This is a genomic window from Providencia sp. 2024EL-00732 (genome assembly GCF_044006275.1).
Taxonomy (GTDB): domain Bacteria; phylum Pseudomonadota; class Gammaproteobacteria; order Enterobacterales; family Enterobacteriaceae; genus Providencia; species Providencia huashanensis.
This window is the reverse complement of record NZ_JBIPDG010000011.1, coordinates 139,550-157,305: the sequence shown is the minus strand read 5'-3', so window position 1 is coordinate 157,305 and position 17,756 is coordinate 139,550. Positions and strand designations below refer to the sequence as shown.

The following is a 17,756-nucleotide window of genomic DNA, read 5'->3' as shown; positions in this document are numbered from 1 at the left end:
AATATTTTTTTGATAGTGTCCTGTGAGTGCCCACACAGATTGTCTGATAAATTGTTAAAGAGCGTTGCGACATTTCTTTTGGAAATTCGACTCAGTTTTTATTAACTTAGGTCGTTGTCGCGAGGTGGCGTATATTACGCTTTCCTCTGTGAGAGTCAAGCAATTTTTTGCTTTTTCTTTTCAGAATCTCTCGCTGCCGTTTCAGTGTTCATCGCGCTTTGCGTTGTCTTGTTCCCGGTCAGTGGATGCGCATTATAGGGGGTCTCAGAAATCTCGCAACCTTTTTTTTAAGATTTTTTGGCATTTTTAGTTCAACTGCTGCATTCCACAGCAAAACCCCCACTTATACTGAGTTATCCACGAAATTATCCACAGGCTAAAAATAATTTAAAATTTATCGCGCATTACGCAAACGTTTGCGTTACAATTAGCGCGAAATTTCAGCATTGATTTTATTTTTATGTTCTGAAATTGTTAGTGACTTATATATTGCTATTGAAGAAGCTTGCAAATTCCGCACTGCTTTTATAAATAGGTATATAAGAAGAGCACTCTGGCTTTTCGCTAATTAGATACTGTTATTGCCTTATTTATTCAAATCCAAGGGATCTATCTCATGCAACTGCTTCGTCCTATTCGTCGTGCCCTGCTTAGTGTGTCTGATAAAACAGGGGTTGTTGAATTCGCTAAGGCGCTATCTCAACGTGGTGTTGAGCTTCTATCTACTGGTGGTACTGCAAAGTTACTAGCTGAATCAGGACTTAAAGTAACTGAAGTGTCAGATTACACAGGGTTCCCTGAAATGATGGATGGTCGGGTAAAAACATTGCACCCAAAAGTGCACGGAGGGATCTTAGGTCGCCGTGGCACTGATGATGCCATCATGCAATCCCATGATATTGCACCTATCGACATGGTAGTTGTGAATTTATATCCTTTTGCTCAAACAGTAGCAAAACCAAACTGCACACTTGAAGATGCTGTTGAGAACATCGATATCGGTGGTCCAACAATGGTACGCTCCGCAGCAAAAAACCATAAAGACGTTGCAATTGTGGTAAATAGTAATGATTACCAAACCATTATTGATGAAATGGATGGTCACGAAAACTCCCTTAATTGGTCAACACGCTTTGACCTTGCTATCAAAGCATTTGAGCATACAGCCGCTTATGACAGTATGATTGCTAATTACTTCGGTGAATTAGTTGCCCCTTATTATGGTGATACCACACAACCTTCTGGCCGTTTCCCTCGCACATTGAATCTAAATTTCATCAAAAAACAAGATATGCGTTATGGGGAAAATAGTCATCAAGATGCGGCGTTCTATATAGAAGAAAGCCCAAAAGAAGCGTCTATCGCGACTGCACAACAAATTCAAGGTAAAGCACTCTCTTATAATAATATTGCTGATACTGATGCAGCCCTTGAGTGCGTTAAGTCATTTGATGAGCCTGCGTGTGTGATCGTTAAGCATGCTAATCCTTGTGGTGTCGCAATTGGCAATAATATTCACACCGCTTATGACAAAGCGTTTAAAACTGACCCAACTTCTGCTTTTGGCGGTATCATCGCTTTTAACCGCCCATTAGATAAAGAAACTGCACAGGCAATTATTGAGCGCCAATTCGTTGAGGTGATTATCGCGCCTTCGATTGCTAAGGATGCACTGCCAATTCTTGAAACCAAACAAAATGTACGCGTACTTGAATGTGGCGAATGGAGTAAACCTGTTGCTGGCTTAGATTTTAAACGTGTCAACGGTGGTTTATTAGTCCAAGACCGCGATTTAGGTATGGTTGAAGCCGAAGAGTTACGCATAGTCACAAAGCGCCAACCAACTGAGCGTGAATTAAAAGATGCCTTATTCTGCTGGAAAGTCGCTAAGTTTGTGAAATCAAACGCCATCGTTTATGCCAAAAATGACATGACAGTGGGGATCGGTGCTGGTCAAATGAGCCGAGTATACTCAGCAAAAATTGCTGGGATCAAAGCTGCCGATGAAGGCTTAGAAGTTGCAGGTTGTGCAATGGCATCTGACGCATTCTTCCCATTCCGTGATGGTATTGATGCCGCTGCCGCTGTTGGAGTGACTTGTGTGATCCAACCTGGCGGGTCGATTCGCGATAATGAAGTCATTGATGCTGCAAATGAACATGGCATCGCAATGATTTTCACAAATATGCGTCATTTCCGTCACTAGTTATTAGGAGTTTAATAATGAATATATTAATTATTGGTGGCGGTGGTCGTGAACATGCTTTAGCGTGGAAAGCGGCTCAGTCTCCTCTAGCCGATAAAGTCTATGTGGCACCGGGTAATGCAGGTACCGCATTAGAACCAGCTATTGAGAACGTTAATATTTCTGCTACTGATATTGATGGATTACTACAATTTGCGAAAGATAATCAAATCGATTTAACCATTGTAGGTCCTGAGGCTCCTTTAGTTATTGGTGTTGTTGATACATTTACACAAGCTGGGCTAACTATTTTTGGTCCAACTCAAGGTGCTGCCCAACTTGAAGGCTCTAAGGCGTTTACTAAAGACTTTTTAGCTCGTCATCATATTCCAACCGCAGCATATGAGAACTTTACTGAAATAGAACCCGCTTTGGCTTACTTAGATAAAGTTGGTGCGCCAATCGTGATTAAAGCGGATGGGCTTGCGGCAGGCAAAGGCGTTATTGTTGCGATGACTCTGCAAGAAGCTAAAGATGCAGTACATGATATGTTGGCTGGCAATGCGTTTGGTGATGCAGGGCATCGGATCGTAATTGAAGAGTTTCTTGATGGTGAAGAAGCTAGCTTTATCGTAATGGTCGATGGTGAAAATGTCATCCCAATGGCAACAAGCCAAGACCACAAGCGTGTAGGTGACGGCGATACTGGCCCAAATACAGGCGGAATGGGCGCTTATTCCCCAGCTCCTGTTGTTACTGACCAAGTACATCAGCGCGTTATGGAACAAGTTATTTACCCAACAGTTAAAGGTATGGATAAAGAAGGAAACCGCTATCAAGGTTTTCTATATGCAGGTTTAATGATTGATAAAGCAGGAAACCCCAAAGTGATTGAATTTAACTGCCGCTTTGGTGACCCTGAAACTCAACCTATTATGATGCGTTTACAGTCAGACTTAGTCGCTCTATGCTTAGCGGGTGCAAAAGGTGAACTGGCAGGCAAAGATTCATTATGGGATGAGCGCCCGGCTTTAGGTGTTGTGATTGCTGCCGGCGGTTACCCAGGTGATTACCGCAATGGCGATATAATTTCTGGATTGCCAACCAGTGAAGCAGCTGATAGCAAGGTATTCCATGCTGGTACTCGCATGAAAGAAGGCGAAGTGGTTACTGCCGGTGGCCGTGTATTATGTGTTACCGCACTGGGTGATGATATTGAAAAAGCCCAAACAAAAGCATACGAGACAGCTAAAAACATTCACTGGAATGATAGCTTCTATCGTAGCGATATTGGCTACCGCGCTATCGCCCGTATTAAGTAATAGAACAAATAATAGAAACAAAAGACCATAAGCTGATAAGAGGAAACTTTTATCAGCTTTTTTATTGCTTATCTTTCTTTTTATTTCTTTCTATCTTTTTATTTTTTGAACTTGTTTTTGCCTTTTACCTTCACACCGCAAATGGCTCTATGTATTTCGAATCACAGCAAAGCTGCAAGAGAGAGAATCTCTAGGAGCATACATAAGTATGTGACTAGGGTGAACGAACGTAGCAATGCAGCAGTGGTTCGAAAAACGACGAGCGGTTATTTATAAACTATCTCTAGAAGGTTGCCAGCGGCAAAAATCAGTATCCGCTACCATCAAAAGTTGTGTCCCCTCTGGAGACTCTAACCACGCTAAATTTAATTGTGAGTGCCAAATTTTTGCACGACTTTCTATCCAATTTTGTGCATAGGGTTCGAAAGTGACATCCCGAACCTCCCCTTCACAAGTTGTCACCTTCCCTTGCTGCCAATGCCCTTGATAAAGTTTTACATCGCCAACAATCAAAGCGGTATTAGTTTCAAGAATACGTTCAGCCTCAAAACGCCAACGCGCAATCTCATCTGTTGAAAGTGGGGTTTTACTATTTTGCTGGACACGCTGCATAAAAATAACTTCATCATTTTTATTAAAGCGTAATTGTTCCATGATATCGCCACTTTGTTGGTTTAGAACTTGGCTGCGGATCTGCCAGAGAGCACCTGAGCGATATTCAAAGAAATTAACGGAAGTCCCCGTACCTTTATAAGGACTATAAACGACCATTAAGACAAGAGGTTGGCTTTTTGCATCGTTGAGCCGCCACATACGAATGACGCCATCATCAGCAATAAAACCACTTGCGCTAAATTCAGGGAGTTTTGGCGCATTAGAAGAGCAGGCGCTTAGTATTGAGATGACTCCCAATACCAGCAACCCTTTTTGAATAAGCAAAAGGGGTAGTTGTTTACCCCTTCTGGCAATTCGTCTGTACAATGTACTTATTTTACTGCTTCTTTCAATGCTTTACCGGCAGAGAAAGCAGGTACAGTTGTTGCAGGAATTTGGATTTCTGCTTTAGTTTGTGGGTTGCGACCAGTACGAGCTGCACGATGGCTAACTTTAAAAGTACCGAAACCGACCAGTTGGACTTGCTCGCCTTTTTTCAGCGTTTCTGAAATAGCATTTAAAGTAGATTCTAATGCTGCTTTTGCCTGAACTTTGGTCAGGTCCGCTGATTCTGCGATAGCATCAACTAATTCAGTCTTATTCATAAATTATCCTTACACAGTGTGTTTATCGTTTGCAAAGCATCGAGTGCGTCGGATATGCCAAATTGACAGCCCCTGATACACGCCCCCGATAGCCACTTCTTCTTGCCCCTAAATGTAGACCAGAGTCGGGGCAAATGTGAAGCCTTAGTACTCAGCATTACTGCGCTAAGTCACGTTTTCGATAATGAAAACATGAATATTAGCTTAAAGTAATACCTATATTGCTCACCCCCGCTTCACGGAGGTCAGATTTTAATCCTTTAATTAACTCTAAGTCGCGCTCTTCACAAGCTGCCAGTAAACGGAAAATGTCCCACTGGATATCCCACTCTTCTTCTATAGCAGGTATGTCTTTGAGTTCTTCTTCTGTCATTTCCCGCCCTGCTTGAGTCATTTCGAGCATGGCAACTGTACGAATGGATGCTTCGCTAACCAATATTGCATGTTCGAGTGTTTCACCACTCAATTTTGAGTGAATGATTTCCCCTAATGCAATACAGGCATCAATAGCTGGATATACACCATACATATCGAAATCATCGGCTGTAGGGATAATTTCTTCTAATTTTTCTAACTGATTGTCGAAATTAACTTTGCTATCTTTGATAACCAATGTTTCCCATACTATATCGAGAATAGAGCGGTACACTTTGGCATCTGCAAATTCAGTTTGCTGACAAAACATTTGAAAGTTGGGATACATTCTTTCGCATAAGCTTGCCATAAATGTGACATGCTGCCAGCTTTCTAATTTTTCCAACCTCAAATGAATGGGATTTCTTAACATAATTTCTGACTCATCAATCTTAATACTTCGCAGTTTACCTGAAAATCTGTCAATGCCACATATTTTGCTGATAATTAGCTGATTTTCTCATTCATTCGCTTAAAAAACGTTCGATTTGATGCAATTCCATCAGCAAAACGGGTTGGTTCTGGCAATTTATATCCTCTTAGACACTGCTTAACCCATGTTAATGATGATGAAAAACCTATCTTATGACCTGGCGAAACATACAAGGGTTTGCAGCGTTTCTTGCTACGTAATACCCAACCTAATTGATTTTCACCCATCATTAATGGGCAACAACTTTCAGGCTCTTCACCTAATACAACATCATCACCACATAAACGGCTTTTGGCGACACCAATTGTTGCCACATTTGCTTGTAAGCCAAAGTGACAAGCAACACCAAAACGCCGAGGATGCGCAATCCCTTGGCCGTCAACTAAGACTAATTCAGGTTTGTGCTGTATTTTTCCCCAAGCCGCCATTAAGCCAGGTACTTCCCGAAATGAAAGTAACCCCGGGATATAAGGCAATTGGGTAGGGACTCGCGCTATTTGGTACTCAACCAATTCTAATTGTGGCCACGATAAAACAACAATGACGGCTCTCGTGACTGTGCCTTGTTGCTCAAAACCTACATCTGCCCCACCAACCCATTTTGGATGCAACATTTCATCATGCAAAATAATTTGTGAAGCTTGGTCAGTTTGTTGTTGTCGTAATGATTGAGTATCTAGAACCATAATGCGTCCAATGCTTATCGAACTTAATTATTCTTAATCATAGATGATAATGGTGTACTTACAAGGTTCAATAAATACACCACAAATCAAGAACATCAATAAATGATAATTACTGATGGTATTGGCGAGAAAAACGGTGAACTGCGTCCACAAAAGCACCAGCGTGCTCAGGTGGAACATCTTGATGGATGCCATGACCTAAGTTGAATACATGACCCTCACCTTGGCCAAAGCCTGCAAGTATATTTTTCACCTCTTCTTCTATACGAGCAGGGGGAGCATAGAGCATTGATGGGTCCATATTTCCTTGCAGAGCGACCTTATCACCGACACGGCGACGAGCATCGGCAATTTCAGTTGTCCAATCTAGCCCTAAAGCATCGCAGCCTGTTGCCGCCATTTCTTCTAACCATTGACCGCCACCTTTGGTAAATAAGGTAACAGGCACACGGCGACCATCGTTTTCCCTGATCAACCCATCAATAATTTTTTGCATATAGTTTAGGGAGAACTGCAAATAATCACGCTTAGTGAGCACCCCACCCCAAGTATCAAAAATCATGATAGATTGCGCACCAGCTCGAATTTGCGCATTAAGGTATAAAATGACGCTGTCCGCCAGTTTATCCAATAATAAATGTAACGTATTTGGATCTTCATACATCATTTTTTTGATTTTGGTAAAGGCTTTGCTGCTACCACCTTCCACCATATAGGTCGCCAATGTCCAAGGGCTTCCTGAAAAACCAATTAGAGGTACATTACCTTCGAGGGCTTTACGGATGGCACGTACTGCGTCCATCACATAACCTAGTTCCATCTCAGGGTCAGGAATAGGAATATTTTTCACATCTGCCGCACAAGTAATGGGCTTGTGAAAACGAGGGCCTTCGCCAGTTTCAAAATAAAGGCCAAGCCCCATAGCATCGGGGATTGTTAAAATATCAGAAAATAAAATAGCCGCGTCTAATGGAAAACGACGTAATGGTTGTAACGTAACTTCACAAGCCAACTCTGTGTTCTTACACAAAGCAATAAAATCACCAGCTTCAGCACGTGTTGCTTTATATTCAGGCAGGTAACGCCCCGCTTGACGCATCATCCATACAGGGGTTACATCTACAGGCTGACGTAGCAAAGCACGTAGATAGCGGTCATTTTTTAACTCAGTCATTATTTACTCCATTATTATAAGTGGCCGCCGCAAATGGCTAAAAGCGAATATACCTATTGTAACATGTAAAAAGTAACATTATCAGCGCAGTACTATTTACTTATTTCATATTCCTGTTGGCGGCATAGCGCTACCGTGTCTTCAATCAAGCGCCTTGCAATTGTATCCCCCGGAGGGATAAGCGGTAATTCATTGTAATGATACCAATTTGCACTCACTAATTCTTTTGGATCAACTTGGATTTCACCACTTTCATAATCTGCTAAAAACCCCATCATTAATGAATGAGGAAAAGGCCATGGCTGCGAAGATACATAACGAATGTTTTTTATCTTTATATTACTTTCTTCCATGACTTCGCGGGCTACAGCTTCTTCTAATGTTTCTCCCACCTCAACAAAACCAGCAAGTACAGTAAATAATGGGTTTTGTGAGTGTCGTCGGTGCTGGGCTAAGAGAATATGATCATCACGGCGGATCCCGACAATAATGCAAGGCGCAATTTGTGGGTAATATCGCTCATGGCAATGGTCGCATAAGCACGCCCATTCGGTGCTACTATGGCGCATCGCGGTACCACAATATCCACAATAACGATGTGAGCGATAAAATTCAGCGAGTTGTACCCCGCGTCCGGCTAAACGAAATAACCCCTCATCTTGGGAAGCGACTAAGCGTGGAGAGGCCATATCCGATGGCATTTTTTCCGCAATTAACCAAACAATTTCACCTTGCCACTCACCAATTGGTGTCGCTATTTTTCCAATTAATGAATAGTCCTTAGCCGTTCCTCTAGGAATATCCCCACGAGGTAGCCATAAGCGACCAGCGAAACAGACGAACCACCAGCCACTTTCTGTTCCTACTAATGTTAATTTATCCATTTTTAGTATCTTTCGTTAATTTGTATATTGATAAAAACGAGACAATTATTCACACAATACACTTCTTTTAAAGAATGTCATTCAAACGTTTGTTTCATCTTTTTTCATCACTAATTTTGACACTTTTTAGACGAACCATTCCATAAAATGTCTAAAAAGTGTCACAAAAAGGTCAACTGTCTGTCACCTGTTAAAATTAGGATGCTAGGTAACCAATACGGCTCCTCAAGAGTGAGAACAAAGATGAAAGCAATTGTACCGGCAATTTTCCTATCACTAACAACCTCCAGCGTGGCATTTGCCTCAGATGCTAACCTAACAGAATTAATCAATGCCGCGAAAAAAGAAGGCCAAGTTTATAGTGTAGGCATGCCTGATACTTGGGCAAATTGGAAAGGCACTTGGCAGGATTTAGCTTCTCAATATGGTTTAAAACACCAAGATACCGATATGAGCTCGGCGCAAGAAATAGCGAAATTTGCTGCTGAGAAAAATAATGCCACTGCCGATATCGGTGATGTGGGCGCAACTTTTGGGCCAGTTGCGGTGTTAAAAGGGGTCACCCAACCCTATAAACCAACTACTTGGTCACAGATCCCCGATTGGGCAAAAGATAAAGATGGTCATTGGGCGTTGGCCTATACCGGCTCCATCGCTTTTATGATTAACAATGAGTTAGTCAAAGATGCACCAAAGAGCTGGGATGATTTGCTAAAAGGTAAATATAAAGTCACCGTTGGTGATGTCGGGATTGCTGCACAAGCAAATAATGCCGTTCTAGCTGCTGCATTTGCTCGTGGTGGTAACGAAAATAACCTAAAACCTGCCATTGAATTTTTTGCCGAACTGGCAAAACAAAAACGTCTATCCGTTAATGACCCAACCGTAGCTAATATTGAAAAAGGTGAAGTCGAAGTTGGGATCTTGTGGGACTTTAATGCCTTGAATTATCGTGATCAGATCAACCGCGATCGCTTTACTGTCGTGATCCCATCTGATGGTTCTGTGATTTCCGGCTACACCACTATTATTAATAAATACGCGAAAAACCCAAATGCAGCAAAACTAGCCCGTGAGTTTATTTTCAGTGATAAAGGGCAAATTAACCTTGCCGAAGGCTACGCTCGCCCAATTCGCGCACAATATCTAACTTTACCAGCAGATATTCAAGCTAAGTTACTACCAGAAGAACAATACAAAAATGTTCAGCCAATCAAAGATGCTGATGGTTGGGAAAAATCCTCTCGCAATTTACCGAAAATGTGGCAACAGCAAGTGCTAATCCACCAGCAGTAATCTAATCATTTGATTTTAGGAATAAAAGTCTGATGTCTGATAAAGTCATACTTGTTGTCCTAGACGGTTTAAATTATTCAGTAGCCCATCATTGCATGGGCTATCTCAATGGTCTTATCAAAGCCGACAGCGCAACACTATACAAGTTGGAATGCGAACTCCCTTCAATGTCCCGCCCACTGTACGAATGTATTTTAACGGGAGTTCCCCCCGTTAAAAGCGGTATTGTGAATAATGATATCGTACGGTTATCAAATTTCGATAGTATTTTCTCCCTCGCTCGTCTTGCTGGTAAAACTACGGCAGCAGCAGCTTATTACTGGGTTAGTGAACTATATAACCGAGCACCATTCGTTGCTGTTCGTGACCGCTTTACTCAAAATGAATTGCTACCTATTCAATATGGCTGTTTTTACCAAGCAGACCATTACCCTGATGACCATTTATTTATGGATGCCGAGTATCTTCGCAACCAATTTTCCCCTGATTTTTTATTAATTCACCCAATGAATATTGATGATACTGGGCATAAATTTGGTTTTGATTCTTCTCAATATCGCAATGCAGCACGTCATGCGGATATCATCCTGTCAAATTATATTCCCGAGTGGATCAAGCACGGTTATCAAATCCTCATTACTAGCGATCATGGTATGAATAACGACCGCAGCCATGGTGGCACGTTACCAGAAGAATGCTCAGTACCACTGTTTGTTATTGGTTCAAAATTTTCACACCAACCTTGTGATATAGAACAAACTGCCATCTGTGGCACTGTTTGCCGTTTACTTGGCGTGGACCCTATCGATAAATCAGTTTGTGAATCCCTATTACAAGGAGAAAATCATGGCTGATATTATCGCCCCCTGTGAGCAGGCTAACCAACAACAGGGAAAAATAGCCATGTTAAAAAAACGATTATCTCGTTTTCATTGGCATGCCTCACTATTACTACTGCCATTTATCATACTATTTTGCTTATTCCAGATAGCCCCTATGGTTTGGGTACTAGTGAATAGTTTTATTTATGAAGAAACTTGGTCACTAGGTAACTATCTCGAAGCCTTTAGTAATGACTTTTATCTGCAAGCTTTCGAAAATACCTTATGGCTTTCTGTCATTTGTAGCGTGATAGGCTTATTTATCGCCAGTATAACCGCCTTTTCCATCTATAAAATGCAGGGAAAAGTACGCCGGATTATGATTTCTTTCACCACTATGGCAAGTAACTTTAGTGGTGTCCCACTTGCCTTCGCCTTTATTATTATTCTGGGATTTAATGGCGCTATCACTCTACAACTTAAAGCATGGGGGATTATTGAAGACTTCAATATTTACAGTGCGAGTGGCTTGATGCTGCTGTATATCTATTTCCAAATCCCATTAGGTATTTTATTACTTTATCCTGCATTTGATGCTTTAAAACCTGAATGGGAAGATGCCGCAAAAACGATGGGCGCCAGTAAGCTAACATACTGGCTAAAAGTTGCGATTCCGGTGCTTTCTCCCGCTTTACTTGGCACATTTATTATTTTGATTGCGAACGCGATGGGGGCATATGCCAGTACTTATGCACTGACAAGTGGTAATTACAACCTTGTGACTATTCGTATCGCCAGTTTAGTCTCTGGCGATTTGTTCTTAGAACCCAATATGGCCGCTGCATTATCTATGTTGCTTATTACTATTTTAGGGTTCATTACTGCAATCCATCACTGGTTAATAAAACGGAGCTACCATGCAAAGTAACTCTGCTATTGGCTCTGCTAACATACATAATCCCCATTCCAAAATGTGGGTTCATAAACTGATATTAATTAGTGTTGCTAGTCTACTAGCCCTACCTATATTAGCGACTTTTCTTTACTCAATTGCCAGTTCATGGGGCGCAACGGTGCTACCCGATGCTCTATCCATAAAATGGTATCTGCAATTGTGGCAAGACCCGCGCTTTTTAATGGCGTTTGGTCGCTCACTCATTATTTGTTTTGGCACATTGCTAGTAAGTACGCTAGTCATTTTACCGATGACTTTCGCGGTATTTTATCGTTTTCCAAAACTCAAAGGTTTAATGGATTTATTGGTCATTTTACCTTTTGCTATTCCTCCCGTGGTGTCCTCTGTCGGTTTACTGCAAATTTTTGCGGATGAGCCATTTATGATAGTCGGCACACCGTGGGTCCTCATTGGTACCTATTTCACTATCACTTTACCTTTTATGTATCGGGCACTCGCCAATAGCTTCCAAGGTATTCATTTACATGACTTAATGGATGCGGCTCATTTACTTGGTGCCAGTAGTTTTAAAGCGTTCATGATGATAGTGCTACCTAATATTCGTAAAGGTATGTTGGTTTCATTATTAATTTCATTTTCTTTTTTAATGGGTGAGTTTGTGTTTGCCAATATTTTGGTGGGAACACGCTATGAAACCTTGCAAATCTACCTTTTCAATATGCGCCAAACGAGTGGGCATTTCACTTCTGCACTCGTGATGTCTTATTTTCTGTTTACATTATTGCTGACATGGTTAGCAATGCGGTTAAATCGTTCAGGAGATGAATGATGAGTTATGTTATTGCTGATAATTTAACGAAGTCCTTTGGTTCAAACAATGTATTTTCTGATATCCAATTTACGATTGAAAAAGGCGAGTTTATTACTTTATTAGGGCCTAGTGGCTGCGGGAAGTCGACACTGTTACGTTGCATTGCAGGGCTTGAACAGCTCAACCATGGTGAACTTTACATTAATCGTAAAAATGTTACACAACAAGCTGCACAACAGCGTGGTGTCGGAATGGTATTTCAAAGTTATGCTTTATTCCCCAATATGACTGTGGCTGAAAATATTTCGTTTGGTTTAAAAATGCGTAAGGTCGATAGTAACGATAGAGTCAAAGCCGTTGCTGAGGTAATTGAAATGGTGGAATTACAAGGCAAAGAACAGCAATATCCACATCAATTATCTGGAGGTCAGCGCCAACGCGTTGCCTTAGCGAGAGCCTTGGTCATGAAGCCACAAATTTTGTTACTTGATGAGCCATTATCTGCACTTGATGCACGTATTCGTAAGCGTTTACGCCAACAAATTCGCCATATTCAGCGTGAATTAGGTTTAACCACCATTTTTGTTACCCACGATCAAGATGAAGCCATGATCATGTCAGACCGAATTTTTCTGATGAATAAAGGGCAAATAGTACAAAGTGATAGCGCAGAAAATATTTATACTCAGCCAGCTAACGAGTTTGTTGCGCGCTTTATGGGTCATTACAACCTTGTTGATTCGGAAAAAGCAAATGCAATACTAGGCCTTAACTTGCAAGGGTTACTCGCGATTCGACCTGAGTCGATTTATGTCAAAGAATCGGGTCGTCAATACGGTGAACATATATCGCACCCTGTTGATGCTATTATTGTAGACCACCAATTACTGGGGAATATTATTCGTTATAATGTAAATACGCCTGTCGGGGTCATGACAGTCGATTTACTCAATCGCTCATCAGAGCGTTTATTCGAGCCAGGTACTCACCTTGAATTAATGTTTAATAAAAACGAAATTCGCGCACTTAGCTAATAATTAGATAGGAATATAATGCAAAACCAATTAGCCATTTTCGACTTGGATGGTACCTTAATTCAAGGAGATAGCAGCGTACTGTGGACACAATATCTGTGGGATAAGCAAATTATCCGCGACCCACAATTTGTAGAAGCAGATAAAGCCATGATGGCACAATATAATGCAGGCACATTAGATATGCCAACTTACTTACGCTTTAACCTACAAACTCTCGCCGATGTAAAAGTTGAGCAAGTAGATATCTGGTTGGACGATTTTGTACAAACCGTGATTTTACCGCGGATCTACCCTGAAGCGATTAGAACGATCGCAAATTATCGAGCAAAAGGTTTGCCAATTATTGTGATCTCCGCAACGGTGGCCTTTATCGTGAAAAAAATTGCAGATCAATTAAATGCAGATGTCGCAATGGGGATCGATATCAAACAAAAAGATGGCTGCTACACCAGAGAGATTGACGGCGTTCCAACCTTTAAAGAGGGCAAAGTCAAACGCCTGTTAGCTTGGGTTCGCCACCAGCCAATTACTGATGCCTACATTTATTTCTATACTGACTCAGCTAATGACCTGCCAATGTGCCAATTTGCTGACGAAACCTTTATCGTCAACGGTGACTCTCGTTTGCAACAAGCTGCTACGGAATATAACTGGCCACAATATACTTGGCACTTATGACTTATAAAAAATAACCCCTTGGGAATAGTGTTAGAGACTCTAAAATATAACGAGTATGATATGCAGACTGTACAACTTTCATTTTACTCACACTATTTCCTGTATCAGATCAGAATCTGATTACAGAAAATTTGTTCTGCCTTTTCGAAAGAAATAGCTTTTCCGCTAATAGACAATGTCCTCCTATTCACAATACCCATTGAGGACAAAATGCCAAATATTAACAACACTCACTTACTACATGCCAATACTGACTATATTATTACATTAGCGCAGGCAGATACTGATGATGGTATTAAGAATTTTTTTATTGATAACCATACAAATACGGCTTATCAATTAGTTTCATTGAAAAACCGTGAAATCCAGTTTCATCAAACAGCCCCATCAATATTAGATATCTTAAAAAAAAATGGTTCTCTTCTAGCAAACAGGATGGTTCACGTTAACCTTTCAGAATTAATTCAAGGTATTAATTTAACGGGTAATTCAAGCTTAACTACAAACCCAAATTTCACGAAATTAATTCTTAGCCAATATAATACTGTTATTACACAGCCCAATAGATTCAAAGCTATCTCTGAATTAAGTCAAGTTGAAAAAAACCAATACCAACAACTCACAAGATCAACTGATACCGCACAACTCCGAGCCGCTTTACTCTCGCTCATTGATGATGAGGTAAAAGGTGAGCTGAATATAATGGCCAAAGAATGGGGGATGTATGGCGTGTCTGCTTGTGAAGTTGATAAGAAAAGCTATGCCCTATTCAAGGAATTCTATGACGAAAAAATGAAGGAACATGCCGTCTGTAAGGATGACTACAAAAAACTCGACTTTGCTACCCAAAACATCAAAACCGCCATTACAGACCCCCGCTGCCTTAATGCTAAATTAACCCCACTTCAAATATTCAAAGCAGCCTATCAGTTAGGTGATATTCCTGCCGTTTCTAACTTTCGTTTTATGTTCAACCCTGCAAGTAAAGACGATGGCAAATACCGCGAGTGGATGTATCACTTTGATAATAGTAATTATGCTGCTGAATTTAAGCTGATCACCACGCGCACTGCAAATAGCCTTGAAGCAAATACCGAACAATGCTTAGCCGCATTTCCATATGATACAGAAAGTACAATCCGCTTTACGAAAAACGAAGCCGCCACCAAATTCCCAACAATGGACAACCTACAGCATGAGTTTAGCCATGTTCCAGGTGCGCACTATACTGTTATTCGCAACCCCAATAATACAACACCGATTGAAACTGGCATTCGCACTGAAATGATTGTCCACCACCGTTCTGCTAGCGGTCAAAATGAAACCCAATCACGAGATGCTGAATTGATGACATTTCATGGTACAGAACGCTGCCAACCTTTTCTTTCAATACAAGAGCTTGCGAGTGCACCACACCTGACATCACTACAACGCTTTGTATTAGGTGGATTCATTGATACTGACCCCAACGAATTTATTGACAAGTTAAGGGAGGAGAAAGAGACCTTAAATGCACAAGTCAAACAAAGCATTCAACATCAGCATTTCGTCCCTTTAGATAACATTACTGTTGCTAAATTCAGTGAACAAGGCATACAAGTCACTAATCAATCATTATTTAATAAACAAGTGTCAACCTATGATAATTTACCCGAAGTATTAGATAAAATTCCCAAACTGAAACTTGACCACCCATTAACTGAGCAACAAAAAACGGTTCTCGCGATAGTCCCTTTGCTAATGAATTACGACCAAAATGCAGAACTGAAACCTGACTGTTCTGAAAATAAAGCGTTTCCCGCAAGAACACAGCTAAGAGAGCGCACTAAAGAAGCTTTTACAAAACCGCTCCTACGTGACCTACCTAATATAACGTTTCACGATCCCGCCGATCACTTAATCGCGAATCAACATATTATTCAGTTGGCCAAAGATATTCAGCAGTTTTACCAAGATGTGGTTCAATCCCTGACGATATCCAATACCGAGCCAAAACAAATTGCCTTATATGAAAGCCGAGCGGCACTAGCGGAAGAATATATCGGCCAGTTTGATAAACGAGCGACATACCCTGAGACTCATCAGGTATTAGCATTATTTACTTATTATATGATTGAAGATTTAAAATCAGATTCTGAGCTTCAACGTAACAACCAAGCGCTATTCCATAAAATTGAAGCCCAACAGCGCCCTTTATTACAACATTTTGCCAGTCACCGCTTACTCAACGACATGCTCTCGGATGGCTAATGCAAGTCAAGCCCTCAGCCGACCCAATGATGTAATATAGGAAATACATTAATATGATGAACCATGATTACCGTACGATGATTGCCCAGTTTACAAGTCTTCCCCCAGATAATACCCAGCCATACACGGCTAGGCTCTCCATTGAGAGACCTTCTAGTGAATATATTCAATTAGATGCTGTACCCGGAAGTAGTTCGAGTAGTATAGAAAAAATGACACATCCATTAGCAGGGAGCCATAAATCGACAGAGATGTCCCCCTATATGATATCGTTACTCGGCGACCAAGCAAGCTTACGCTTTGCTGAAAAAGTGTTTCAATCGCCAAAACAGCGCCTGTTCGACCAATGGGGAATAGATAATACATGCCAAAGCTATACTGATAAATGTACTCAGCTAGATACCATTGTTCGTTTTTACTTTCGTGATCAACAGTCACAATTAAAAAAGATTGAGCTAAATGGCCAACCATTTATTGAACAACAGCCAACCAAACCTTATTTTCTTGGTCAGAAAGTTATAACCCCTGATTTTACAATCCATAGAGCACAAGAACAGCAACAGAAAAACACGTTATTACAGAGTAAAACGCGTGATGATTGTGCCTTATACTTTAATAAACAGCCTATCCTTGACCTGCAAACCTATAATGATCAGGTATACAAGCAAGAATCCCAAATACGTCAGGGTAATAATTTTTTAAATGAAGCTAAGTATTTTATTCCTATGGTGGAATACCTGACTCATTTTGGTCAAATAAAAGATCTCTTAGTACAAAATTCGCTAGAGTGTAGTAGTGACGAAAATACCCCTCATTTTCAATTTATTCCGCATGATGTGAAGTTACCGCTGTTACAGCAAAAAACATTGCCCTCTGACAATGAAAAATATAAATGGGTGGATTGGTTTTTACCAACGCTATGCATTGAAATGGATAGCGCAAAAGTTGACTGGCAGGAACAGACCTTATTAATCCAAGACTTTTGCCAAAAATTATCAGGCGAAAAACATATTAGTACGACATCAGTGTTCCAACATTTGGGGGATAGGCAAGTCACTATGTATTTAATATTCAAAAACGATGAATCTCGACTCACGCCAGAGCAACTTAAGCAATCACCGGGCTGGCTTGAATCCTGTGGGGTATTTATTACGGATACGCCAAAAGCAACATTATTTACTCATCAAGGCGCAGAACAATACTACGCACCTTATGGTGAGCTAGAAATAGATAAGCAACAAATATTGGCTGCCCTTGAACAACATATTAATTATAACTGACCACTTACTTTAGACTTGGTTCCTCTAAACCAATCACTATCCACTTCCTCTAAATTATTCAAGTAAGAAGCAGGCGGCAAGCGAGGGTATTCCAAGGAGCATACATCAGCATGTGACTTGGATAGCCGAGTGCAGCCAACGCACTTATCGCTTGAAGAATGACGAGGAAGGCTTATACTGATTAATTCTTGTCGGAGTGCCTAGTATGTGAAAACATCAGGCTGAGACCGTTAATTCGGGATCCGCGGAACCTGATCGGGTTAATACCCGCGAAGGGAACAAGAGTAATCATTTAGCGCAATTATCACTG

The 17,756-nt window shown here is 40.9% G+C and carries 16 protein-coding genes and 1 riboswitch; of the genes, 10 read left to right on the top strand and 6 right to left on the bottom strand.

Features of this window, described 5'->3' with window-relative positions:
* Positions 1-616 precede the first annotated feature (616 nt).
* A complete protein-coding gene (gene purH, locus ACHB7C_RS16585) occupies positions 617-2,206 on the top strand; it encodes a bifunctional phosphoribosylaminoimidazolecarboxamide formyltransferase/IMP cyclohydrolase (RefSeq protein ID WP_042849013.1) in 1,590 nt (529 codons plus the stop codon).
* 17 nt (positions 2,207-2,223) lie between these two features.
* Positions 2,224-3,507, top strand: a complete 1,284-nt coding sequence (gene purD, locus ACHB7C_RS16580) for a phosphoribosylamine--glycine ligase (protein ID WP_042849014.1) — start codon at positions 2,224-2,226, stop codon at positions 3,505-3,507.
* A 270-nt stretch (positions 3,508-3,777) separates the two neighbouring features.
* On the opposite strand, the gene ACHB7C_RS16575 is transcribed toward purD, so the two are convergent.
* The 6 genes from ACHB7C_RS16575 to nudC form a co-directional block, all read right to left on the bottom strand.
* Positions 3,778-4,419, bottom strand: coding sequence for a DUF1481 domain-containing protein (locus tag ACHB7C_RS16575; protein ID WP_306804129.1), 642 nt, complete (start codon positions 4,417-4,419; stop codon positions 3,778-3,780).
* Positions 4,420-4,493: 74 nt separating this feature from the next.
* On the bottom strand, positions 4,494-4,766 hold the full coding sequence (locus ACHB7C_RS16570; RefSeq protein WP_004264522.1) for an HU family DNA-binding protein: 273 nt from the start codon (positions 4,764-4,766) through the stop codon (positions 4,494-4,496).
* Between the two features lie 199 nt (positions 4,767-4,965).
* A complete protein-coding gene (locus ACHB7C_RS16565; RefSeq protein WP_042849016.1) occupies positions 4,966-5,553 on the bottom strand; it encodes a YjaG family protein in 588 nt (195 codons plus the stop codon).
* Between the two features lie 74 nt (positions 5,554-5,627).
* The gene (gene nfi / locus ACHB7C_RS16560; RefSeq protein WP_048605386.1) at positions 5,628-6,299 is read right to left on the bottom strand and encodes a deoxyribonuclease V; all 672 of its coding nucleotides are present in this window, start codon (positions 6,297-6,299) and stop codon (positions 5,628-5,630) included.
* A 109-nt stretch (positions 6,300-6,408) separates the two neighbouring features.
* Entirely contained in the window at positions 6,409-7,473 is a 1,065-nt protein-coding gene (gene hemE / locus ACHB7C_RS16555; RefSeq protein WP_042849018.1) for a uroporphyrinogen decarboxylase, read from the bottom strand.
* A gap of 92 nt (positions 7,474-7,565) precedes the next feature.
* Positions 7,566-8,357 carry an NAD(+) diphosphatase gene (nudC, locus tag ACHB7C_RS16550; RefSeq protein WP_042849020.1) on the bottom strand — a complete coding sequence of 264 codons (792 nt, stop codon included), beginning with the start codon at positions 8,355-8,357 and terminating at the stop codon, positions 7,566-7,568.
* Between the two features lie 243 nt (positions 8,358-8,600).
* Between nudC and ACHB7C_RS16545 the strand changes: the two genes are divergently transcribed.
* From ACHB7C_RS16545 to ACHB7C_RS16510, 8 genes are all read left to right on the top strand, one after another.
* Positions 8,601-9,653 (top strand): ABC transporter substrate-binding protein, encoded by a 1,053-nt coding sequence (locus ACHB7C_RS16545; RefSeq protein ID WP_042849021.1) that lies wholly within the window; start codon positions 8,601-8,603, stop codon positions 9,651-9,653.
* A 32-nt stretch (positions 9,654-9,685) separates the two neighbouring features.
* Complete coding sequence (locus ACHB7C_RS16540; protein ID WP_042849022.1) at positions 9,686-10,507, top strand: alkaline phosphatase family protein; 822 nt, start codon at positions 9,686-9,688, stop codon at positions 10,505-10,507.
* The gene (locus ACHB7C_RS16535) at positions 10,500-11,402 is read left to right on the top strand and encodes an ABC transporter permease subunit (protein ID WP_042849023.1); all 903 of its coding nucleotides are present in this window, start codon (positions 10,500-10,502) and stop codon (positions 11,400-11,402) included. The genes ACHB7C_RS16540 and ACHB7C_RS16535 overlap by 8 nt, the downstream gene beginning before the upstream one ends.
* Before the next feature lie 43 nt (positions 11,403-11,445).
* On the top strand, positions 11,446-12,219 hold the full coding sequence (locus tag ACHB7C_RS16530) for an ABC transporter permease (RefSeq protein ID WP_094301225.1): 774 nt from the start codon (positions 11,446-11,448) through the stop codon (positions 12,217-12,219).
* Positions 12,219-13,235, top strand: coding sequence for an ABC transporter ATP-binding protein (locus tag ACHB7C_RS16525; protein WP_042849026.1), 1,017 nt, complete (start codon positions 12,219-12,221; stop codon positions 13,233-13,235). Before ACHB7C_RS16530 ends, ACHB7C_RS16525 begins: the two co-directional genes overlap by 1 nt.
* Positions 13,236-13,253: 18 nt before the next feature.
* Positions 13,254-13,916 carry an HAD family hydrolase gene (locus tag ACHB7C_RS16520; RefSeq protein ID WP_395347917.1) on the top strand — a complete coding sequence of 221 codons (663 nt, stop codon included), beginning with the start codon at positions 13,254-13,256 and terminating at the stop codon, positions 13,914-13,916.
* A 210-nt stretch (positions 13,917-14,126) separates the two neighbouring features.
* Positions 14,127-16,166, top strand: a complete 2,040-nt coding sequence (locus ACHB7C_RS16515; RefSeq protein ID WP_272693785.1) for a hypothetical protein — start codon at positions 14,127-14,129, stop codon at positions 16,164-16,166.
* A 53-nt stretch (positions 16,167-16,219) separates the two neighbouring features.
* On the top strand, positions 16,220-17,446 hold the full coding sequence (locus ACHB7C_RS16510) for a hypothetical protein (RefSeq protein ID WP_395347914.1): 1,227 nt from the start codon (positions 16,220-16,222) through the stop codon (positions 17,444-17,446).
* Between the two features lie 182 nt (positions 17,447-17,628).
* A riboswitch (TPP riboswitch) is annotated at positions 17,629-17,741 on the top strand.
* Positions 17,742-17,756 lie beyond the last annotated feature (15 nt).